The following is a 22,980-nucleotide window of genomic DNA, read 5'->3' on the forward strand; positions in this document are numbered from 1 at the left end:
GCAAGGACTCCCTAGTGTTTATTTCGGCGGTAGAGCGTGTCGAGCCACACCGCAAAGACGAGGACGACGCCAACAACGATGGACTGCAATGGGCTATCAACCCCCATCAGCACCATGCCTGACTGCAGAGACTGCATGACCAGCGCGCCCAGCATGGCGCCAGCAATGGTGCCGACACCGCCAGCCAGCGACGCTCCACCGATGACGGCTGCCGCAATCACGTAAAGCTCGTCGAGCGTGCCCAGGGCATTGGTGGCAGCATTGAGGCGCGCGGATGAAATCGCCGCAGCGATGGCGCAGAGGCCGCCCATCAGCATGAAGATTTTGACCGTCACCCAGCGCGTATTGATACCCGCCAGCTCAGCCGCTTCGGGATTGCCGCCCATGGCAAACACATAGCGCCCAAACCGCGTGCGCGTGGCGATGAATGTCATCACCACACCCACTCCAAGGGCGATCAGCACTGGCATGGCAATGCCGTGCGAAATGAAGAGCCCACCATCGGGAATGTCTATGCCATTGGCATGCGCGTAATTCTCGGCGATGCGGCGAGGCCATGGGTAGGCGTTGACCACCCAAACGGCACCAATTGCGATACCGCAGCCAAGAATGGCCAGCGTCGCCTCTGCCCAAACCGGGCGTAGCGGGAAATTGAACCGCAACCGCTGGCGTCTCCCGAGATAGAGCCCGACGACAATCGCTGCGCAGGCGATGACACAGACAACCCAGCTCCAAAGGGCACCGATCGCCCCCGCCGGACCGCCACCGATCAATTGGAACGTCGGATCCATCGGCGCGACAGTCCGCCCCATGGTCACCCACCAGGCAGCACCACGCCAAACCAGATACCCACCCAAAGTCACGATGAACGCGGGCACACGCAGATAGGCAATGATGCTGCCCTGAAGCGCCCCGATGCCCACGCCAACAGCCAAACCAGCCAGCAGCGACAGAGCCCATATCAAGGGGTGGCCAAGGCCCAGGCCAAGTTGCGCCGGCAGAATATCAGTCTGCATGACCCCCATGACCATGCCGACCAAGCCGAGGATGGAGCCAACCGACAAGTCGACATTGCGAGTGACGATCACCAGCACCATGCCTGTGACCATGACGGCGACTGACGCCGTCTGTACCGACAGATTCCAGAGATTGCGCGGCGTCAGGAACAGCCCACCGGAAAAGACATTGAAGCCGATCCAGATGATTGCCAATGCCACGATCATGCCGATCAGGCGCGTATCGAGTTCAGTCGCAAGCAGGAATCGTTGCAGCGGGTTCTGCGCGAACTTGCTCGGATGAACGGTCGTCGGAATGACGCTCTGGTCGGCCAAATGCTTCTCTCCAATGGATGCACCAAATCAATTGGTACTGTCCTTCGGCGCCACGGCAATCTGCGGCACCATAATTCAAATCAGTCGCAGACGGGCACGCGACCTCTGGGAACGCCTTGGCATACGACTGCCTTGGAAACCCAGCCACCATCGATCACAACATTCAAGTTGTCCCGCGTAATGACAACGGGTTCGATGAAGAACGCATTCATCTCGACGCCCTTTGGCCCACCTGAAAACTTCGTCGCGCCGGTAACCGTATCGAGAGCCGCTCCTGCGGCGAGCTCCATAGCCACCTCAGCAGCCTTGCGGCCCAGAACGCGCGCGTCTTTCCACACCGAAACGGTTTGAGTGCCAAGGGCAATCCGGTTGAGAGCAGCATGGTCGCCGTCCTGCCCCGAGACGGGCACCGCGCCGGCTAGCCCTTGTGCCGTCAAAGCCGCAATTGCCCCGCCCGCTGTGCCGTCATTGGACGCAACAACGGCGTCGATCTCGTTATTATTGGCGGTCAGGAACTGCTCCATATTCGCTTGCGCGATTTCGGGGTTCCAGTTGTCGGTATAGGCCTCGCCAACGTTGACGATATCTCCGCGATCAATGGCCGCCTGCAGAACCTCCATCTGCCCCGCGAAGAGAAAGTCGGAGTTCGGGTCGCCCGCATTCCCTTTGATAAACACATAATTGCCCGTCGGCTGCACCGCATAGACATTTTCCGCCTGCAGGCGTCCAACTTCCTTGTTGTCGAATGTCAGGTAAAAAGCATCGGGGTTCTCAATCAACCGGTCATAGCCGACGACCGGGATCCCTTCGGCCACAGCCGCAGCAACTGCCGGTCCTACCGCGTCACCGTCTTGCGCCAGCACGATAATCGCATCGGCGCCCTGCGCGATAAGGCTCTCAATGTCCGTCAATTGCTTGGCAGCGGACGATTGCGCATCGGCGGAAATGTACTTGGCCCCGGCGGCGTCCAGCACCGCCTTGATTGCCGCTTCATCCGTCTTCCAGCGCTCTTCCTGAAAATTGTTCCAGGATAGACCGATGGTCACCGTTTCCTGCGCAAACGCGACATCAGGCAATCCGGCCAATACGGTCGTCGCGAACAGCACTGCCAGTGTCTTGCTCATGCTCGTCCTCCCCCCAATGGTTGCGCTCAACACGGTCTCAAACCAGCGTCAACCACCTAACCAAAGCGGCCCCCTCCAAAGGCGCCTGAGCACAGAACTCATTGCTCACACGAGGAAAAGCACCGGGAGTCAGCAGGTGTCAACTTCAATTTCGGCACTCGAATTAAATACCGATTGCGGTCCGGGCACAGGAATGGTGTGTTGCGCGCGAAGTGGGGAGAACGATGCTTGGCGCGGAACGTCAGCGATAGTGACAGCGTCCGGCGGCAGAACCGGGGCTTGGTGCTTGGGGCGCTACGCCTGCAAGGCCCGCTTTCGCGCACCTCCTTGGCGTCCGAAACGGGTCTGAGCCACGCCAGCATCACGGCAATCAGCCATGACCTTTTGGCTCAGAACATCATTGTCGAACTTGCGGCCGCCGAAAAAGCTGACACGCGCTCGCGCGGACGCCCTGCAACGCTGATCGGTTTTAACCGCGCCATCGGCTGTGCAGTCCTGTTTGAGCTCGACGTCAACCGCGCCCGACTCTCACTGGTCGACTATGGAGGCGTGCTTGTGGATCGCATCGAGTATCCTCTGACACCCACCACCTTCGCCCAGATGCCGCCAGCCGAATATCTCGCCGAACGCATTCACTTGCTCCAGTCGCGCAATCCCGAAGCGGTCCTGCGCCGCATAGCAATTTCGGTGCAGGGCATACTTGATCGCGACGGCCAGGGGCTCAAATGGTCGCCTATTGCTCATCTAGCCAATAATCCCTTCGGGCAGAAATTATCCGGAGCCTTCGACATCCCGGTCACGCTCTATAAGCGGGGCCGACTGCTCGCCGAAGGTGTGCGTTGGCTCGATCCTGCCCTACACGCGGCCAGTGTCGCCACTGTCTTTGTTGGCTCCACAGTAGCCATGGGTATGACCTTCCGGGGCCAGATCATGGGGCGCGGCGACGAAGGCGCGACCGAATTCGGGCACATGAACCACTCGCCCAACGGCGCCCTCTGCCGTTGCGGTATGCGGGGGTGCGTCGAAGCCTATGCTGCTGACTATGGGGTATTGCGCACAGCTTACTCGGTGCCCGAAACCACCCAACCGGCCCCGGCCGTCCCGCCACACGAATATGAAGGCCTCATCGCCAGGGCCAGCAGCGGCGACCGAACAGCAACCCACGCATTCAATCTTGCCGGTCGAGCTATCGGCTTCGGGCTCAGCCGGATGATGGCTGTCTTCGATCCAACGCACATCCTGATCGTCGGCCCCGGCGCGCGCGCCTTTCACCTGATGGAGCAGGAAATACGGAGCGCCATGTCAGGGTCCCTGCTCTGCCGTATCAACGGCATGCCAGAAATCGTGCCCCACCTTGACGAAAAGGAGCCAATCTTCAGGGGGCTCCAGATGAAAACGCTCGACGAAATAGACCAGGCCTATTTTGCGGGACTGCAATAGGTTCGTCGCGGCTTAGGCCAAGCGATCGCCCCTAGCGCCTGAGGGAGGCTCGCTTCTGCAGCTGCAACGCCGCCCAGCCACCCGCGACACCCAATACCACGCCGACACACTTGACGATCATATCGGCAACTTCGGCATGGCGGTCCGGACGCAGGTTTTGGGCCCATTCGAGACCGACAGCCATGGCCAATAGCACCAGCATCACCCAGAGCAGCCGGCGCGGATAGGCAATCGCGAACAGCAGACCCAGAACTATGTAGGCCCCCATCCGATCAATCTGGGCCGGAAAAGGACTTGCCGAGCGCAGTCCGACGGGACCGAGCGTCAGGTAAATGATGACGGCGCCGAGGCCGAACGCTAGGCACTTATGGGCAAAGGACATGAAGCCCTGATATCATCCCCCCTGAGGACTTCAACCGCCATCAACGGGTTGTGTGCTCAAGCTAATGAGTGAGCCAATCGTACAGTTGCTCGGCAAGCTCCACCGGCTCGTTGTCGGCACCGCTCAAAACAATCTCCGCGTTTTTTGGCACCTCGAAAGGTGAATCGATCCCCGTGAAGTTCTTGATCTCGCCTGCACGCGCGCGTTTGTAGAGCCCCTTGGGATCACGCGCCTCGCAAACTTCGATTGGCGTATCGACATAGACCTCGACAAAATCGACGTCGCCGGCGATCTCGCGAGCCAGTCTCCGTTCGTTCTCGAACGGAGAAATAAACGACACCAGCACAATCAGGCCCGCATCAGCCATGAGCTTGGCCACTTCCGCGACGCGGCGAATGTTTTCGATGCGCGCGGCCTCGGTAAACCCTAGGTCCTTATTGAGCCCGTGGCGCACATTGTCGCCGTCGAGGATGTAGGCGTGCTTGCCCTCTGCGGTCAGACGCTTCTCAATGAGGTTGGCGATCGACGACTTGCCGGAGCCAGACAGCCCGGTGAACCAGACGATCCGTGGCTCTTGTCCCTTTTGGGCGGCGCGAACGTCGCGGTTCACGTCGAACGATTGGTAGGTCAGGTTCTGCGCACGGCGCAGTCCGAACTCTATCGTCCCCGCGCCCAGTGTCGCATTGGTCAAACGATCGACCAGGATGAAGCCGCCGGTCGCCGCGTTGGCCGTATACGGGTCAAAGACAATCGGCTTATCTGTCGCGATCGTCACCGTCGCGACCTCATTGAGGTCAATCTTGGTCGCCGCCGTCTGTTCAAGCGTGTTCACATTCGTCTTGAACTTTAGATCAGTGATCGTTGCGGGAATGACCTGCGAACCAACTTTGAGCAGATAAGAGCGCCCTGGAAATGCGGGCTCGTCGCTCATCCACACGACCCGCGCTTGGAACTGGTTGGAGTATTCCGGCGTCTCACCGGGCGCGGACAGAACATCGCCGCGCGAAATGTCGACTTCCCGATCAAGAACCAGCGTCACCGCCTGGCCGGCCACCGCGCGATCCAGATCGCCTGTCATGGTCACTATGCGCTTGACGACTGCAGGCTTGCGCGATGACGCCACAAGAACGTCATCCCCCACAGAAACCGACCCGCCCGCGACCGTACCCGAAAACCCGCGAAAATCGAGGTTTGGACGGTTTACCCACTGGACCGGGAAGCGAAATCGCTGAGCCGAACGATCATCGGACACCTCGATTCCTTCAAGGTACGGCACAAGAGCCGGCCCTTCATACCAAGGTGTCCTAGGGCTTTGCGCCAACATATTGTCGCCGCGCAATGCCGAAACAGGAACAGCGGCAAGCGTCTTGAACCCAAGAGGCTCCGCAAAGGCACGATACTCGGCGACGATACGATCAAACACAGCCTGATCGTAGTCGACCAGATCGATCTTGTTCACGACAAGAACGACATGCTTCACGCCGATCAGAGACAGAATGAAGCTATGACGGCGTGTCTGCGTCAGCACGCCCTTGCGCGCGTCGATCAGCACCAGTGCCAAATCGGCGTTCGACGCGCCGGTCGCCATATTGCGCGTGTACTGCTCATGGCCAGGGGTGTCGGCAACGATGAACTTGCGTTTGTCGGTCGAGAAAAACCGGTAGGCCACATCGATGGTGATGCCCTGTTCTCGCTCTGCGCTTAGGCCGTCGACCAGCAGCGAGAAATCGATCCCCTCGTCGCCTGTCGTGCGGTTCCGGCTTTCCTTCTTTAGGCTGGCCAGTTGATCATCGAGGATCAGTTGGCTGTCATAAAGCAACCGCCCGATCAGCGTGGATTTGCCATCATCAACGCTGCCGCAGGTTAGAAAGCGCAGCAGCGACTTGTCGGTCTGCTGATTGAGCCACAGGTCGATATCGGTGTCAGGCGTCGCCATCGACAGGCTCATCAGAAATACCCTTCCTGCTTTTTCTTCTCCATCGATCCGACGCTGTCGCTATCGATAAGGCGCCCTTCCCGCTCCGAAGTGCGGCTGGCCTGCATTTCCATGATGATTTCGGGCAGGCTTGCCGCCGACGAGCGCATCGCCCCCGTCAGTGGGTAGCAACCGAGCGTTCGGAAGCGCACCAGTTCCTCATGTGGAACTTCGTCCCTGTTGAGCGGCATGCGGTCATCATCGACCATGATCAGGGTTCCAAAGCGCTCGACGATTGGTCGCTTCTTGGCGAAGTACAGCGGCACAATCGGAATGCCTTCGGAATAGATGTAGGTCCAGATATCGAGCTCGGTCCAATTGCTCAGCGGGAACACCCGCATGCTCTCGCCGGGATTGAGCCTTGTATTGAACACGCGCCATAGCTCTGGCCGCTGGTTCTTGGGATCCCATGCGTGGCTGGCATTGCGATGGGAGAAGATGCGCTCCTTGGCGCGAGATTTCTCCTCATCCCGACGCGCCCCGCCGATGGCCGCATCATACGCGCCCGCCGTCAGCGCCTGCCGCAAGGCGGCGGTCTTCATGATGTCGGTATAGCGTGACGATCCGTGATCGAAGGGATTGATGTTGTCGCGCAGGCCATCAGGATTGGTGTGGGTGATCAGATCAAACCCATATTCCTCCGCCATCCGGTCGCGGAAGGCGATCATCTCGGCGAATTTCCAGGTCGTATCGATGTGCAGCAAAGGGAACGGAATTTTGCTTGGATAGAACGCCTTGCGCGCCAGATGCAGAAGGACACTTGAGTCCTTACCGATCGAATACATCATCACCGACCGCTCAAAGCTAGCAGCGACCTCCCGCAGGATCTCGATGCTTTCTGCTTCCAGCGCTTGCAGATGCGTCAATCGGTTACTGGTCAATCCGCTCACCTCGACCGCCCGCATAGACGGGCTATTTGAGGTCATTTGAATATGCCCAGATGGTCTGCGCTTCAAGCCGCCGCGGGCCTCAAACCCTTGCTCCACAAGGCCTTTGAGCATATTTGCCTCTCGCGCGGCCAGCGCACATCATAGAACTGCGACACGAGCTTTCCTGCTGCGTCTGAATGTGCGCCTGACGCAAGATCCACAGAAAAATAGTTTCGGACCGGCCTGGAACCGTCAGCACACCAGCGATCAGACGGGAGATTTGGGCACATCCGCCAAAGGAGAGTTGCAATGCCCTCAAGAGCTTGCTATCTCGCCCGCAGATGCCGGTATAGCTCAGTTGGTAGAGCACCTGATTTGTAATCAGGGGGTCGCGGGTTCGAACCCTGCTGCCGGCACCACCCCCAGAGATATTTGAGTACTGGACGCTGACTAAGGCGCCGGCGCAGTGGTGCCCGTTCAAGCTTTTCTCGAGATGCGACGAGCTGCCTCGAACGGCTACTCGGCGCAAAGCTGAAGTTTGGGTTTGATTACATCTGCTTCATAGGGACAACCCGCCAGGCAGGCCAAGCGGATCGTCTACAAGCGGCAGACCGCTAGGCGCCCAGCCCCAATGGATCTTCATCCAGCGGCCAGATTGGACGCATCAGGCGCCTGAAAGGCAATGCATCCCAGTCAGGATTGCTCGTGCCAGGGGTAGCGACGAACAGCTGCTTGCGGGCTATAGGCTCGAACAGGTCCTTCTGCTTGTAGAGATTTTTGATGGACACCACTTGCTTGGTTTCAAACACGATACCGTGCCGGGTCATCAAATCCAGCGAGTAGAGGTTCGTTCGGAGACTGGTGAGCAGTACCTCGATACCAGCGACGCGAACCACAGCCACATCACCCACGTCGATCTTTTCATCGCCGAGGTGATACTGGAACGAGTTGGCAGCAAGGTGCAGCACCTCAACATCGGCATCGAACGGAGGTCCGGAATGTGGTTCTCCCTTACCGCCAATCCTAAGCCTTAGCCGGGCACCTACCCCCACCTGGAAGCATATTTGTACCGCCAACGGGTCCCAGAGAGGAACAACCGCGGCGTTTGTAATCCCGGCGTCGATGAAGGCCTTGAGTACATATGTGGTGTCTCCGGGGGCACCGCTACCAATCTGGTCAGCGGTGTCGGCAATGACGAGCGGCCTGTCGCCCGCAACACCTGCCTCCAAAATGGCTTCCTCAAAGGAGGTGAATGGCAGAGTGGCGGCAGCGCGAATGGCATAAAAGCGGCGGCCAAAATCTGCGGCAACCCGATCAGCAAGCGCTTGATCGCCATCGACCACCGCCAGCATTTTCGCTCCAGCCTGCGGCAGGTCCGCCCAGGGGAAACCATGATTGAGCGAGAGAGACAGGATACCACCTTCCCCCTCAGCAGCGGCCATTGCAGCGCAAAACTCTGGCATCGGGCCCGCCATGGTGGTCGGAAACAAACCGATGGTTCGGCAATCAAACAGTGCCATTTTCGGGTCAATTTCGCCACTCAGCGTTCGACGCACCAGATCAAACACTTCATCGGCACGTTCGTTGTGATCGATATGCGGATAAGTCTTGTAGAAGACGATAACGTCCGCCGCATCCAGCAGAACGTTGTCGATGTGGGCATGCAGATCAAGCTCTAGCCCAATACGCGCGCTTGGACCCACGACCTCGCGGATGCGGGACACCATGTCGCCTTCGCAATCGTCGTACCCGTCCGCGATCATGGCCCCGTGGAGAAACATCAGGACACAGTCCACCGGCCCCGCGGCACGAAGATCTGCCAGAATACGGTCGCGCATAGTTTCATATGCGACCCGCGTGGTGGGACCCGCTGGGCTCGCGAACGCAAACAGGCTTTGAATGACCTCCCAGCCTTCCTGCTCTGCCCGCCTCAGCCACGTTTGGCCCGGCCCGCTCCAAGGGGATGGCGCGGCACTGGCAATATCTCCCTCGTTCCACAAGCAGGCCTTGAAGTCCTCCAGCCCTGTAGGAAAGGAAGCGAACGTATTGGTCTCGGTACCGAGCGTGGCGATAAACAGTCGCATGGCTGATCCTATATTTCGAAACGTCGATTGTGCTGATCGAGCCACGATCCAGGCACCAAGACAGCAGCGCGTGCGCGCTCGTCTTGCTCAATGACGGATGGCGTCATAACTGGGGCGCTACCGTCCATCGGGGCGTAGCCAAGCACTTGCTTGGTCGACGCAATATCCCACCGCATCCCCGGATTGTCAGAGACGAGGTTGAATATCCCAAATCCGGTCGCTGGCGCGCTCAATGCGCAATCGAAACCATGGAGGAAGTCGCGGTTGGACAACCACATTTCTTGCCCCCAACTCCCGATCCCAAGGTTGGGACCGGGCAGGTTTTCACCCGGCCAAATGTTACCGATCCGAAACGCAATGAAATCAGCGCCCGTCTTCGCAGCGAACGCACGGCCCATTTCCTCACCCACAAGCTTGGAGATGGCATAGGGGTTTAGTGGCAGCGGAGATGAATCGGGGCCAATCTGATCTGTCCGGAAACGGTATCCTCCCATCACCTGGTTAGTACTGGCAAAGACAACTCGCCCCACGCCCGCCTCGCGTGCAGCCTCAAGAACATTGGCTGTGCCAACAATATTGGGAGGTTGCACTTCTTCCCACTTTGACGCCGGCGAAATCCTCCCTGCCAGATGGACAACGATGTCTACGCCGTCAAACGCGGAAGCCCATTCTGAGTCAAAGTGACTTATATCGGCAACGTGAATGCCCTCTCCTGCCATTTGATCAAGCAGCACGAGATCTTTGTCGGGACTACCGCGCCAATGCGTGACGAGCTTACTCCCCAGGTTGCCGGAGGCGCCAACAATGAGTACTCGAACCATATCAAAGTCCCATCAGGGATTGAAAAGCCAAACCTTTTAGGCCGGCATCCGATGCAGCGGAGGCAATTTGACCAAGGGTTGCCGTATCAACGGGGATACCAAGATTCAATCGTTCACGTCTGGTGGCCTGCTCCAGCTCTCCAGGCAGCAAGACCCCTCCCGGCCTTTCTGAGTTTTCAGACTGCACCCACGCGAGGACTTGAGACATCTCATGGCCGAACGCGTCTTGCGTGCCCATGCGCTCCGGAGACACGAGAATAGAGAGCATCGAATTGATCACGGCCGGACCGCTTGACGCGTCGTGCTGTGTTTCTCCTCCCAGCAGAGCCGCGCCAAGCAGTTCACATGCCAGGGCCAGTCCCCAGCCCTTGTGTTCCCCAAAGGCGACCAGCACACCGGGAGGGTCGCCAAACAATTCATTGGGGTCGTTGGTCTTGTCTCCCTGACCGGTCAGGAGAGCGTCGTCCGGCAAGGTCTTGCCCATATTGCGATACACGCGGACCTTTCCCATGGCCAATCGGCTTGTGGCAAAGTCCACAACGACCGGCTCCTCTCCGACACGTGGAAATCCAACGGCGAATGGGTTGGTGCCAAGTCTCGCTTTTTTGCCCCCGAACGGCGCGACGAGTGGCCCCGCAACCACATTCACAAAATGTATCGAAACCAGACCCGCGGCGGCGCACTGCTCGGCCCAATGCCCAATCCGCCCAAGGTGATGACTGTTGCGTAGGCCAATGATGGCGCTGCCATGGGCCTGTGCGTGCCCAATGCCTGCTTCCATGGCGTGGTGCCCCATGACCTGCCCCGGACCATGGCCTGCGTCAAAGATCATCATGCCGCCAGCTTCGGTAACCAAACGCAGGCTCTGCGCAAGGTTCATGCCTCCGGCTTTGATGCTCCGAAGATAGAGCGGCACAACGCCAACACCATGGGAGTCGTGACCACGTAGGTTCGCCTCCACAAGGTGATCCGCAATCAGGAGGGCCGAGCCATTTGATGCACCAACGGCCACAAACAGTTCAACGACAGCGCCGTGCAGCGCCTCGGATGCAACTAAGACCATACCCACCGACATCTCCCGAATTAATGCAGGAGAAGCATAGGTCAGGAGAGAACGTCAGATAAGGTCGCGCCGTTTCGTTGCAAGGAACCTACGACACCTAATGGCAGGGACTATGCTGAACTATGAAGTGAGACTGGGGGCAGTGACGCAGTAATTCGCCGCGCAGCGCCTTGCAGGGCCTCAGCGGCCTGCTCGATGATCACTCGCATGCGATTGTCAGGTGCGGTTAGGCTGACTGCGGCGATCGGATACCCTTTGCCATCGAAAATCGGAACGCCAATGCAGGTGACGCCATCCTCGTTTTCGCCAGTCTCAATGGCAAAACCGCGCTTACGCGTTTCCTCAACGTGGCGGCGAAAGGTCCGTGAATCGGTCAGCGTTCGATAGGTACGCTGCTCGAAATCGGCACTCACGAGCTGTTCGATTGTTTCCAGGGGCAGAAACGCAGCGATGGCCTTCCCTAATGACGTGGAGTGCATGGGGTGGCGGTGGCCAACGCGTGCCTGGAAGCGCTGTGTACGCGTCGCCTCACGGATATCGACATAAACCACTTCATGTTTAGCGAGGACGCCAAGGTTCACCGTTTGGCGAAAGCTGTCCACCAGATCATCGAGTTCACCGTCGGCGGTACTTCTGAGCGTGTGATGGATATCGTCGATCCGCGCCAGTTCCCTAAAGCGATGGCCAACCCCGTATCGATCGAGCACAACGTCATGCGCAAAAAGGCCAGCTGCAGACAGTGTTTGCAGATAACGGAATACCGTTGTCTTGGGCATGTTGAGCGCCTGGACGACTTCGGTCAGCGTCACGTCATGCGCCTGGCTCGCGACATAGACGAAGACCTGCATAGCCTTCGCAACAGGCAGAACGGAATACTGATCCACAACCTTCCCCAACGCGCCCTCCCAGCCTAACCATCGCGAAATTGATGCGACGGACGGCATAGAAAATCATGCTGCTAGTCATGTCAACAGAAGCACATTTTGCACACTTTATGTGCATCCAAACTCACCTTGTTTCGTGAAGCGAAACGCAGTCGCATTTACACAAAGCGCGCCCGGGTGCCTCCTTGTGAGGAACGTAGACCGAAGGGGCCCGGCGCAGTCGGGTGGTCTCCGCTTGCGAAAAACAGCTTAGGGAACGACCATGACCCACACTACCTCGAAGGCCTTCCGTCTCGGACTGGCGACGCTGACCGCCACTGCGGCAATTATGACGTCGCTTTCAGGCGTTGCGCTGGCAGCCTCTCCGCGCGCTGATGAAGGCAAGATGATCCTTGTCGCCCGCCAGGATCCGGGCACGCTGGATTTCACAAAGAGCAACCTCACGGCACTGCGCCTCTGGATCCCCGCAAACGTGGTTGAACCGCTTATCTATTTCAACAAGGACGGCACAGTTTCGCCCGGCGTCGCTGAGTCGTGGACGATCAGCGATGATCGGCTGACCTATAGTTTCAACATCCGCGAGGCCACGTTCTCAAATGGCGAGGCGCTGACGGCTGATGACGTCGTCTACTCCCTCAAGACCATGAAAGAGAGCCCGGTCTCGCAGAATTCCAGCCCTTATCAGGCAGTGAGTTCCATCGAGAAGACCGGCGACCGGACGGTGACGGTAACACTGTCGCGACCAAGTCAGAATTTCTGGAAGGGAATGGGGTCGACCGCCGGTCTGATTCAGCCGGAGGCTGCTGCGGCCACCATTGCCACCAATCCAATTGGCACCGGTCCCTACAAGCTTGTCAGCTACACGTCGAACAGCAGCCTCGAATTCACTGCCAACGAACATTATTGGGGCGACGCCCCAGCGATTGGCTCAGTGAGCGTCCGCATTATCACGGACGGCACCGCCGGACTGAATGCGCTCGAAGCGGGCGAAGTCGACTCTCTGCCTGTCATCACGATTGATCTCTGGGAGCAGCTGACCGCGCGTGGTCTGGATAAGTCTTTCTCGATGGTCACTTATCCGCAGATCGGTGAACCGACTTTTGCCGTCTTCAATCAAAAACTCGACCCAGAGCTCCGTCAGGCCCTGGCCATGACAATTGATCGCCAAGCTTACAACGACGCTTTCGGTGCTGCATGGGGCGCAGAGAATACCTGTACCTTTGCTCTACCGAACCAGGCCTGGTACGCCCCGGAAAGCCCTGAAACCTGCCCCTATCCTTATGACATTGAAGGGGCGATGAGCCTTGTGGCAGAAAAGGGCTATGCGAACACACCGCTTGAATACGTTTCGCTGAGCGATGTCCCGGATTTGTCGCTGCCTGCAGATATCATGGTGCCGACGATGCAGGCCGCTGGTTTCAACATGACGCGGAACGCAATCGACCTGGCGCGTTACTCGCAGCTGATTTTCCAGGGCCGTCCACCGCAGTTTGACGTGACAGTCATGTCCTCGGATGCGGATCCCACACAGTGGGCATGCTCTGACGAAGCGAGCGCCGGCTGGAGCACTTACTGCAGCGCGGACTACACCCAAGCGCTGTCCGATGCTGACGCTGCCCTGACCGACGAAGACTATCTGGCGTTGATGCTCAAGTCGGCCAAGATCCTCCGCGACGAAGCTGTGATCGTTCCAATCATTGCCAAGAAGGGCGTCGGTTTGTTTGAGGCTGATCTGAAAGGCTTCATCGAACCACGCGTCGCAGTGGCCATCGAGTTCGCTCCGCTCCACTGGTAATCCGTGCTGGGGCCGGCCCAGCTGGCCCCATCTCCCACCTCAAGGCACCCCGGGAGGCGCCCTGCTCCATGACGCTCTATATCGTCAGAAAACTGGCCTTTTTTCTTCTGGCAGTGTTCGCAGCATCCATAGCGATTTTCCTGCTCATTCGCGGAGCAGGCGGAAATGTCGCCGCCATTATCCTGGGTAAGGACGCAACCGCAGATGCGATCAATGCGCTCGCCCAGCAATATGGCTTGGATCGCCCCATGGTGGTTCAGTACTTTGACTGGATTGGCAATATTTTCAGGGGTGACCTCGGGCGCTCGTTCCGTACCAATGAAGCGGTCACCGACCTCGTCGTGTCACGCCTATCGATCTCAATTCCACTTTGCGTTTCCGGCCTTCTGCTCGGCTTGCTTATCGCGATACCGGCGGGAACCTATTCCGCGCTCAACTCCGACAAACCACTCGGCGCGCTGATCACGATCCTCAGCCAGGTCGGCATTGCGGTTCCCGTGTTCTGGGCCGGTATTTTGCTGTCCCTGCTGTTCGGCGTACGCCTTGGGTGGCTGCCCACGGGTGGCTGGACAAACTGGAGTGCAGACTTCTGGGGCGCTGTTCGCTCCCTCGTCCTGCCCATTATCTCACTTGGCCTCATTCTCGGCGCTTCGCTGACCCGCTATGTGCGCTCGGCCGTGCTGGATGTGATGAACCAGGATTACGTGCGAACGGCACGCGCAACGGGCATGACCCGGATGGAGGCGCTTTTGCAGGTCGGCCTGCGAAACGCCGCGCTTCCGATTGCAACGGTCGTCGGGCTCCAAATCGCCGAGCTTATCGGTGGGACAGTTATTATCGAGACCGTGTTCTCTCTGCCCGGCCTGAGCCGCATGATCCTGGCCAACGTTGCTGCGCGCGAGGTTATCGTCGTGCAATCCACCGTCATGCTAATCATCATTTTCGTTATGTTTATCAATCTTATAGTCGATCTGCTTTACGGCGTGCTCGACCCACGCGTGAGGTTGGCCCGATGAGCGCCATCGCCACAAACAAGCCGGCAAAGTCACGGCGTCGTCCACGCTGGCTCAGCAATACCGCCCTGCTGCTGGGTATCGTCATCAGCGTGGCGTTTCTCGCCATTGCGCTCCTCTCTGCCTTCTACTTGCCACACAACCCCAATGTGCCACGCATACCCGATCGGCTGCTGCCAGCCGGTTCCCCCGGCTACGTCCTGGGCACTGACGTGCTTGGGCGCGATATCTTGTCCCAACTGATGGTCGGCGCTCGCACTTCACTGCTCGTTGGCGCAGGCGGAGCTTTGATCAGCCTGATTATCGGCACCGTTGCGGGCTTGTCGGCAGCAGCGTTCGGCCGGATCGCCGACGAGACCATATCTCGCGGTGCCGATATCCTTTTGTCGATCCCGGGTATTGTCACAGCGCTGGTTCTGGCAGCGACTATCGGCTCAGGTGCTCTGACGACCGTTCTGGCCTTATCGGCCTTCTTTACCCCATCCTTCACGCGCGTCATTCGCTCGGCGGCGATGTCGGTTCTGCAGGAGGATTTCATCACCGCAGCCAGGCTCTACGGGCGCCCCACCTGGTTCATTTTGCTTCGCCACATCCTGCCAAATGTGGCTGGTGTCATCATTGTGCAATTCACCCTGTTTTTTGCCGCAGGCATTTTGACAGAAGCAGGGCTTTCCTATCTCGGCGTTGGCGTAACGCGCCCCTCTATTTCGTGGGGAATGATGCTCAACGAAGCTCAGCAACAGGTCGGGATCTCATCCCCGCTAGCGATGTGGCCGGGCCTGGCCATCGTCACCGTCGTGCTCGGACTCAATCTGCTCGGCGACGGACTTCGTGACGTTCTCGACCCTCGACTATCACGGAGGGGCGCATGACTTTGGCTCCAGCAATTGAGGTCCACGACCTCGTCGTCGGATACGACGCACTCAACGCCGTTCGGGGGGTCTCCTTCACCCTGCCAAGGGGCGGACGTATGGGATTGGTGGGAGAGTCTGGCTCGGGAAAAAGCATGACAGCGCTCGCATTGATGGGCCTGTCTCCCACGGGCTGGCACGCCGCTGGCCAGGTACTGCACGATGGCGTGGATCTCATCACCGAGACGGACACGTCCTTTTCTAAACGGCGTGGCCGGACCATCTCCATGGTGTTCCAGGACCCAATGTCGTCGCTCAATCCAGTTCGCCGGGTTGGTGACCAGATCGCCGATGTCATTCATCGACATTCAAAGGTGAGCCGTCGCGAAGCGATGAAGCAGGCCCTTGATCTGATGGTTCAGATGAACATGCCACGTCCTGAGCAACTGGCGCGCTCCTATCCGCACCAGATATCGGGCGGTCAAAAGCAGCGCATCATGATCGCCATGGCCCTCGCCTGTTACCCACAGTTGATCATTGCCGACGAACCCACCACCGCCCTCGATGTCACGGTGCAAAAGCAGGTACTCCGACTTCTCAATGCGGCTGCGCGGGACCGTAATACGGCCCTCTTGATGATCACGCACGACCTGCCAGTCATTGCAGCCATGTGCGACACCGTCGCGGTGATGTACGCGGGACGCATCGTCGAACATGGACCCGTGCAGGAGGTCTTCAGGAGCCCCCGCCACCACTACACGCGCGGCCTTCTCGACTCTCAGCCCACCATGGACAATATCGCGCTGGATGGCTCCTCTCGTCTGGGCTCCATTCCGGGTATGGTTCCACCGCTGCACAACCTGCCTACGGGGTGCGCCTTCCATCCGCGCTGCGCCGCGGCTAGCGAAAAGTGCCGAGCTGAGATGCCTGAGCTTGGTGCCAATGGCGCGGCGTGCTGGCACCCCGTGAAGGAGAAGGCTGAATGACCTTGTCCACACGCGACCCCATCCTCGCCATGCAAGGCGTCACCCAGTCATACGGCCTGCAACGGACATCGCTATTCGCCCCTCCAAGCAGCTTCAAGGTCCTCGACAGCATCGACTTCGATGTATGCGCGGGCGAGGCCGTTGGCCTTGTTGGTGAGAGCGGTGCTGGAAAAACCACCCTCACCCGCATCCTCATCGGCATGGAACGTCCGCAACAAGGGCGCCTGATATTCGAGGGTAACGACGTCTGGTCAGCGACACCAGCGGAGCGGGAACGCTTTAGGCGTTCAGTTCAAATGGTGCTGCAGAACCCGCGCAGCTCGCTCGATCCGCGCATGCGCATCGGTACCGCACTGCTCGAACCCATGCGCAGCCTCCGCATTGAAGGCGACCACATCAAACGCCTGCACGAAGTCCTTGAGCAGGTTGGGTTGGATAAGAGCGCCCTAGAGCGCTTCCCTCACGAATTCTCTGGTGGGCAATTGCAGCGTATCGCAATTGCACGAGCGCTCATGCCGAACCCGAGAGTCTTGGTGGCAGACGAACCAGTGTCCGCCCTCGACGTCTCCATCCAGGCGCAAGTGCTCAACCTACTGCGCGACCTGGTGCGAGACTTAAACCTTGGCCTCGTCTTCATCGCTCACGATCTCTCGGTCGTTGCTTACACCACAAGCCGGGTCTCGGTGATTGCTGCAGGTCGCATTGTTGAGGTTGGCCAGCCCGTTGAACTCTTCACCCGCCCGACCGCAGCCGCAACCCGCAACCTGGTCGACGCAGTCCTCACGGTAGAGGCCGGCCTCGAAGGTAAAGCGCTGTAAACCCAAACTATTCCGCACCACGAAATGGCGCGGCGTTTACCTCAACCGACACATGATGTGATGTGGGAAAAACAAATCAAGGAGCATCTGATGCTGAAGTTTGACGAGTCTGCCCGCATTATTGCGCAAGAATCCCGCTTTGTGCCCGGTGGCGTCAACAGCAATTTCCGCCTCGGCATGGGGCACGGCCCCCTAGTGTTTACACATGGCGAAGGCGCCTACCTGCACGATGTCGATGGCAACAAGATCATCGACTATTACTGTGGCATGGGCGCCATGGTTCTCGGGCACAGCCCTGCTGGCGTGCAGGCCGCAGTGAAGGCTCAAGTCGACAAGGGCATCCTTTTCGCAGGCCAGTCTCAAGTCGAATATGACGCGGCCCATATCATCTGTGATCGCATTCCAAGCGCTGAGAAGTTGCGCTTCGGCTCTTCAGGCTCAGAAGTTGCTCAGGCAGCGATGCGCCTTTCGCGCGCAGCAACAGGTCGCCGCACAATTCTGAAGTTTGAAGGTCACTACCACGGCTGGTTCGACAATATCCTGTGGTCGACCGCGCCGGCTCTTGCCGATGCCGGCTCAGGCGATCACCCTGCCCTGGTTCCCGGCAGCAAGGGCCAGAGCACGGCCGATGCGGACGGTCTCGATATTCTGCAGTGGAACGACCTTGCGGCGGTAGAGGCTCGCCTTGCGCGCGGCGACGTGGCCGCGGTCCTGATGGAAGCAGCAATGTGCAACCAGGGGGCCATCTCCCCCCTGCCTGGCTACCTTGAAGGTGTGCAGGCTGCATGCCGCAAGCACGGCACAATTCTTATTTTTGACGAGGTGATCACCGGCTTCCGACTGGGCCAAAAGGGCGCACAGGGTCGGTTCAACGTCACGCCCGACCTGTCAATTTTCGCCAAAGCCATTGCCAACGGTTTCCCGGTTGCGGCGATTGTTGGACGCGCCGATCTTATGGATCTCTTTGCCACCGGCGGCGTCCTCCACGGGGGTACCTTCAACTCGCAGCCGGTGCCCATGGCCGCCATGCTGGCAACCCAGCTTGCACTGACCCCAGAACACTACGAAAAGTCTTCGAAATATGGCGTGCGGCTGCGTGATGGACTGCGGTCCGTGCTCGCGGATGCGGGCATCAAGGCGCAGGTCACCGGCTTCGAATTGATGTTCCACGTCGCGTTCGGGCTAGATGCCCCCGCTCAGAACTACCGCGATCTCGCGAAGTCTGACAAAGCTGGATATGCCCGTTTCGCACAGGCCCTGCTCCGCAACGGCGTTCGCGTGCTGGAACGAGGCGCCTGGTTTGTGTCCTCGGAGCACAACGACGAAGTCGTCGACAAGACCTTGGAGGCCGCCCGCGCCGCCGCCATGGAAATCGCCCAGTAATATCAGTGCCAACGCCGCACCCCGCGGCGTTGGCACACCGAAAAATCTCGAGAGCATGGCGCTGCCCACCGGCGTGTTAGCCCCCTAAAGCACCGGGAAGCTCATGTAGGAGTCCGCTAGCCAGAGGGCCAGCTTCATGATGGTGAAGGTGGGGTTGGCGCTGCCTGCTGTGGGGAAAACTGAGGCGCTGGCGACGGCGACGTTGGGCACGTCGTGGCATCTCAGGTTTGGGCCGACCACGGAGGTGGCAGGATTGGTTCCCATGCGGGTTGAGCCCGATGGGTGCGCGCAAGCCTCGGCCTGGTCGATGATCTTGGCATCCGGATTATCCACCACTGGCGCCCAGGTCAGCGGACACAGAGTATCCAGCGTTGATCGTTGCCAGTAGCGCTTCAGGTGCTTGACCGTGGATTGGAATGTTTTCTCGTCTGGATCGCGTGGTTTCCACTCAAACAGCGGCTTCTTGACGCCAAGCCGGTCTCGATTTTCTGACAGACGAATGCGGTTTTGCGGATCGGGCAGTTGCTCAATGGATGTCATCAGCCTGAAATTGACGCCCGGCGGCACATAGAGCTGCTTGTGCCACATGCGCCAGAATGCACCGCGGGCGATCAGGCCAACATCCTTGGCGGCTGCCCGCAAGTGCTGCACCTCGACCTTTCGCTGTTGCAGCCCATGCGCAATGCTTTTGATGACGGCTAGACCACTATTCCCTAGGTCCATCGACACGTAGACGAACGAACTTGCGACGGCGTCACTCCGCTGGGCTCCATGCGACAGCTCCAGGTGCAAATCACGCCGAGTGCCCTTGATGAAGCGATAGCTCAACAGGTGGTTGCTAAAATCAGGCCGCTGCCGCCCTGCCACCGCAATCTCGGCCTTAAGGTGATCCTGAAAGTAACTCCCGAGCGCGTCGGTGCGGGCGAAGGCGTTATGGCCACTGGCCTCGTGAAGCATCAGCAGCAGCCGCGTGGATTCGATCGTGCCCGCGGCGATCGCGAATTCCCTGGCCTCTATCGTAATTGACTGTCCCATCAGGCTCTTTGCTGTAACAGCCCGTAAACGGCCGCTTGCGCTGTCGACATCAAACTCGGACACAGTCGCATTGAGCCAAACCCTAATGTTCGGGCTCGACCGCACCTCCTTTCCGAGCATGGACACGATGTTGCATCGCTTGAAGGTCGGGCACTTGGCCCAACGCGCTTTGAAGTCCTCTTGGTCGGCGAGAAATAGGCCTGACGAACCGGGAGCCGACCTGTCGATTTCTTCGAAAGAGTCGTGTCCCACCGAAAACAGCTTTTCCAGCTCATGCTGGTAGCCTTCCAGTACGCCGGGGGAGATCGGCCATTCTGGTTGCGAAACGTGATCGCGCGCACTTTGATCCTCGGGGCTGATCGGGATCATCCGCCCGCCCCAACGCGACGACGAGCCCCCTAGCCCGCGATAGCGTCCTGTCAGTGCGCGCGAGTAGCGTCCTGATGGATCATCAATCTCATTGAGCGCATGAATCTCCGCATCGAAGGCTAGCGTACCGCTTTCCAATACGATGACTTGTCGATTTTTCCGTGCGAGACGCGTTGCAAGCAACAATCCGGCAATACCGCCTCCGACGACACAATAGGTCGCACTATCGACTGCCTTGTCGTCATCCTTGGACAAATCACGGATCGCCATTGCTCACTCCAGATGCAGTTGTGCGAGCCAACCCTAACCCGACCAGCCACTCTATTTGCGTGATCACAAAGAGGCGCTTCGACAGCAATTGGAGCTAGCGCGACGCAATGCTCGGGTTATTGCCGATATCCTTGTCAGGGCACCATTCTGGTGACGCGGATCCAGACGAACCCGCGCTGCCGGAGATAGAACAAGTGGACGATCGGCCCCTCGTAAGCGTGATCCTGCCCCATCTGAATGAGCCCGATCTGCTCACCTGCCTGCGCTCCCTAGATGGGCAGCGCGGCGATGGTGTGCCGTTCGAAATCATCGTAGTCGACAATGGCTCGCGCGAGTTGCCCGAAACGGCCGTTTCACTTGTTTCGGAGGTCCGCCTGCTGAAACAACCGACGCCAGGCCCTGGCCCCGCCCGCAACTTAGGTGCCTCCGAAGCGCGCGCGCCCATCCTGGCCTTTGTGGACGCCGACTGCGTCGCCTCACCCAACTGGGTGGCAACAATCTACCGGTACTTTGACGAGCACCCTGACATCGACTTCATCGGCGGAGACATTCGCATTCGTCCCGCCGATGCCTCTCGACTGACGGCCGTGGAGGCCTACGAAAACGTCTACAGCTATCGTGCGCGCATCTATGTCGAGCGCCACGGCTTTGCCGCCACGGGCAATATGGCGGTGCGTGCCAGCGTGTTTAGGGCGGTTGGCCCGTTCGGCGGCATCGGCACTATGGAAGACACCGAATGGGGCCAGCGCGCTACCGGCATGGGTTTTCACATCGCCTATGTGCCCGAGGCGCGCGTTTACACGCCCTCATGTCGGTCCTTCGCCGAGTTGGCCCGTCGGTGGGATCGTCACGTGGCGCATGAATTTGCCGATATTCGCGACAAGCCGTTGGGCATGGCGCGATGGGTGGCCAAAAGCGTTGCCATGGCTGCCTCTCCCGCCGCCGAAGCGATCAAGCTCATGCGCTCGGATCGGGTCGACGGTTGGCGCGAACGTCTGCTGGCTCTGGGCTGTGTGACACGCGTCCGGCTCTATCGCGCCCGGCGAATGCTTGGTCTCGCGCTGCATGACGATGCAGCCGGCATGGTCGACATGTGGAATCGGGAAAACCGCTAGAGCTTTGTGATGCATCCATCGGCCTAGCCCGCCGCATACACCTACCCCACCAGCGCAACCGCCACGCCCAACGCTCCATCGCATGAGCGAAATACAGGTCATCGGACCCGTGCCAGTCTCGGCACCACAAACACCGCCGGTATACGAGAGCAAGGGACGATCATGTTGCAGGAATTCGCAGGCCCCTCCGAGCCGAACGAGAGTTCTGATCCCAGTCAGGATCGGATCATGTTGCTGAGTCCCGCTTTCGCAGACACACGCAAGCGCCTGTTAGAGTTCTGCGACCTTGCGGTCAAAGGCCTGAGCCGCATGGCCATGAGCGGCATGCGCTTCCCCCACACGATGCGCAGCATCGGCAATCGCAACGGCTCCGGCACCAAGGCCGAAGGCGACAATCTGCGCTATACGATCAACGTGGCCCAAGGTCTCCTTTGGACACCAATTTCTACACAACGGCGTATTCTGGGCGGCAAAACCGCAGCGGAACTCGCCCTGTCCTGCATCAGCCGCGCCGCGCGCTCTGATGACACTGGCGCGATAGCGCTTGCTGCATGGGCGGCGGCCGAGACTGCCGGTGTATACGCCAAAGGCCTTCTCGATCTGCTTGAAAACGCCCTGCGTCCCGGCGCAAGCGTCGAAACTGTCTCCTGCGCCTGGACGCTGACTGCTGCTTTGGCGGCTCGTCACCTCGGCGATACGAGAGAGCTCGAGAAACTGGCGACAGATCGGCTCCTGGCAAGCCAATCGGATAGCGGCCTGTTCCCTCACGTTACGCCGACCTCGGCAGCCGGATGGGGTCGATCGCATGTCGGCTGCTTTGCCGATCAGGTCTATTCCATTCAGGCTCTCGCCCGCCTCGGTTATGTCGACCGAGATGATCGCGCGATGCGAGCTTCAGAAGCCTGCGCTGCGCGGATCGTGGCGCTCCAGGGACCAGCCGGTCAATGGTGGTGGCACTACGACACCCGCGACGGCAGCGTGGTCGAGGGTTATCCCGTCTACAGCGTCCACCAGCACGCCATGGCCCCCATGGCCCTGCTCGACTTGCAGGAGGCCGGCGGCGCTGACCATCGTGACGCACTGGCAAAGGGCCTCAAGTGGATCGATGAGCGTCCGGAAACCAAAGAAGCAATGGTATCGGTCGAAGACGGCGTCATCTGGCGAAAGGTTGGCCGCAGCGAGCCACCAAAACTCGTGCGGACCATTTCGGCCGCCACGACTGCCATCAAGACCGGCTGGCACCTGCCCGGCCTCGACGTCACCATGCCCCCCGGCAAAGTGGACCGAGAATGCCGCCCCTATGAATTCGGCTGGATGCTCTACGCCTGGCGTTCGCGCGGCGTGGTGCAACAACTGCGAGCCAACACATAAA

Annotated in this window: 19 protein-coding genes and 1 tRNA gene; 10 read left to right on the top strand and 10 right to left on the bottom strand. The window is 59.3% G+C overall.

Translation table 11 applies throughout. The features are described from left to right. Positions 1-11 precede the first annotated feature (11 nt). Together WH87_RS08000 and xylF are read right to left on the bottom strand one after the other, a co-directional pair. The gene (locus tag WH87_RS08000) at positions 12-1,313 is read right to left on the bottom strand and encodes a sugar ABC transporter permease (RefSeq protein WP_245622342.1); all 1,302 of its coding nucleotides are present in this window, start codon (positions 1,311-1,313) and stop codon (positions 12-14) included. Positions 1,314-1,411: 98 nt separating this feature from the next. After that, positions 1,412-2,455 (bottom strand): D-xylose ABC transporter substrate-binding protein, encoded by a 1,044-nt coding sequence (gene xylF, locus WH87_RS08005; RefSeq protein WP_046140336.1) that lies wholly within the window; start codon positions 2,453-2,455, stop codon positions 1,412-1,414. A gap of 228 nt (positions 2,456-2,683) precedes the next feature. On the opposite strand from xylF, the gene WH87_RS08010 reads away from it, so the two are divergent. After that, positions 2,684-3,895 (top strand): ROK family protein, encoded by a 1,212-nt coding sequence (locus WH87_RS08010; protein ID WP_197410754.1) that lies wholly within the window; start codon positions 2,684-2,686, stop codon positions 3,893-3,895. A gap of 31 nt (positions 3,896-3,926) precedes the next feature. On the opposite strand, the gene WH87_RS08015 is transcribed toward WH87_RS08010, so the two are convergent. The 3 genes from WH87_RS08015 to cysD form a co-directional block, all read right to left on the bottom strand. Beyond that, complete coding sequence (locus tag WH87_RS08015; RefSeq protein ID WP_046140338.1) at positions 3,927-4,277, bottom strand: VanZ family protein; 351 nt, start codon at positions 4,275-4,277, stop codon at positions 3,927-3,929. A gap of 61 nt (positions 4,278-4,338) precedes the next feature. Continuing rightward, positions 4,339-6,225, bottom strand: a complete 1,887-nt coding sequence (gene cysN / locus WH87_RS08020; protein ID WP_046140339.1) for a sulfate adenylyltransferase subunit CysN — start codon at positions 6,223-6,225, stop codon at positions 4,339-4,341. Next, entirely contained in the window at positions 6,225-7,157 is a 933-nt protein-coding gene (cysD, locus tag WH87_RS08025; protein WP_046140340.1) for a sulfate adenylyltransferase subunit CysD, read from the bottom strand. Before cysD ends, cysN begins: the two co-directional genes overlap by 1 nt. Positions 7,158-7,464: 307 nt before the next feature. On the opposite strand from cysD, the gene WH87_RS08030 reads away from it, so the two are divergent. Continuing rightward, positions 7,465-7,540 (top strand) — tRNA-Thr (locus WH87_RS08030). A gap of 195 nt (positions 7,541-7,735) precedes the next feature. Here WH87_RS08030 and WH87_RS08035 read toward each other — a convergent pair. The 4 genes from WH87_RS08035 to WH87_RS08050 all read right to left on the bottom strand — a co-directional run bounded on the left by WH87_RS08035 (position 7,736) and on the right by WH87_RS08050 (position 11,973). Next, positions 7,736-9,205 carry a M81 family metallopeptidase gene (locus tag WH87_RS08035; RefSeq protein WP_046140341.1) on the bottom strand — a complete coding sequence of 490 codons (1,470 nt, stop codon included), beginning with the start codon at positions 9,203-9,205 and terminating at the stop codon, positions 7,736-7,738. Positions 9,206-9,213: 8 nt separating this feature from the next. Next, a complete protein-coding gene (locus tag WH87_RS08040; RefSeq protein WP_052726603.1) occupies positions 9,214-10,026 on the bottom strand; it encodes an NAD-dependent epimerase/dehydratase family protein in 813 nt (270 codons plus the stop codon). Position 10,027: 1 nt separating this feature from the next. After that, on the bottom strand, positions 10,028-11,089 hold the full coding sequence (locus WH87_RS08045; RefSeq protein ID WP_046140427.1) for a malate/lactate/ureidoglycolate dehydrogenase: 1,062 nt from the start codon (positions 11,087-11,089) through the stop codon (positions 10,028-10,030). 110 nt (positions 11,090-11,199) lie between these two features. Beyond that, a complete protein-coding gene (locus tag WH87_RS08050) occupies positions 11,200-11,973 on the bottom strand; it encodes an IclR family transcriptional regulator (protein WP_245622327.1) in 774 nt (257 codons plus the stop codon). A 262-nt stretch (positions 11,974-12,235) separates the two neighbouring features. Between WH87_RS08050 and WH87_RS08055 the strand changes: the two genes are divergently transcribed. The 6 genes from WH87_RS08055 (at position 12,236) to WH87_RS08080 (ending at position 18,819) form a co-directional block, all read left to right on the top strand. Then, a complete protein-coding gene (locus tag WH87_RS08055) occupies positions 12,236-13,768 on the top strand; it encodes an ABC transporter substrate-binding protein (RefSeq protein ID WP_046140342.1) in 1,533 nt (510 codons plus the stop codon). Positions 13,769-13,836: 68 nt separating this feature from the next. Next, a complete protein-coding gene (locus WH87_RS08060) occupies positions 13,837-14,784 on the top strand; it encodes an ABC transporter permease (protein WP_046140343.1) in 948 nt (315 codons plus the stop codon). Continuing rightward, positions 14,781-15,653 carry an ABC transporter permease gene (locus WH87_RS08065; RefSeq protein WP_046140344.1) on the top strand — a complete coding sequence of 291 codons (873 nt, stop codon included), beginning with the start codon at positions 14,781-14,783 and terminating at the stop codon, positions 15,651-15,653. Before WH87_RS08060 ends, WH87_RS08065 begins: the two co-directional genes overlap by 4 nt. Then, positions 15,650-16,618 carry an ABC transporter ATP-binding protein gene (locus tag WH87_RS08070; RefSeq protein ID WP_046140345.1) on the top strand — a complete coding sequence of 323 codons (969 nt, stop codon included), beginning with the start codon at positions 15,650-15,652 and terminating at the stop codon, positions 16,616-16,618. Before WH87_RS08065 ends, WH87_RS08070 begins: the two co-directional genes overlap by 4 nt. Continuing rightward, positions 16,615-17,436 (top strand): ABC transporter ATP-binding protein, encoded by an 822-nt coding sequence (locus WH87_RS08075; protein WP_052726605.1) that lies wholly within the window; start codon positions 16,615-16,617, stop codon positions 17,434-17,436. The genes WH87_RS08070 and WH87_RS08075 overlap by 4 nt, the downstream gene beginning before the upstream one ends. 90 nt (positions 17,437-17,526) lie before the next feature. Further along, on the top strand, positions 17,527-18,819 hold the full coding sequence (locus WH87_RS08080) for an aspartate aminotransferase family protein (protein WP_046140430.1): 1,293 nt from the start codon (positions 17,527-17,529) through the stop codon (positions 18,817-18,819). A gap of 84 nt (positions 18,820-18,903) precedes the next feature. Here the strand turns inward: WH87_RS08080 and WH87_RS08085 are convergent, their stop codons facing one another. Next, positions 18,904-20,493: a GMC oxidoreductase gene (locus tag WH87_RS08085; RefSeq protein ID WP_046140346.1), complete on the bottom strand. Its 1,590-nt coding sequence runs from the start codon at positions 20,491-20,493 to the stop codon at positions 18,904-18,906. A gap of 194 nt (positions 20,494-20,687) precedes the next feature. Here WH87_RS08085 and WH87_RS08090 point away from each other — a divergent pair, with 194 nt between their 5' ends. After that, entirely contained in the window at positions 20,688-21,608 is a 921-nt protein-coding gene (locus WH87_RS08090) for a glycosyltransferase (protein ID WP_046140347.1), read from the top strand. A 228-nt stretch (positions 21,609-21,836) separates the two neighbouring features. Then, positions 21,837-22,979 (top strand): prenyltransferase/squalene oxidase repeat-containing protein, encoded by a 1,143-nt coding sequence (locus tag WH87_RS08095; protein WP_046140348.1) that lies wholly within the window; start codon positions 21,837-21,839, stop codon positions 22,977-22,979. Position 22,980: the final 1 nt, after the last annotated feature.

It is taken from the genome of Devosia epidermidihirudinis (assembly GCF_000971295.1).
Classification (GTDB): Bacteria; Pseudomonadota; Alphaproteobacteria; order Rhizobiales; family Devosiaceae; genus Devosia; species Devosia epidermidihirudinis.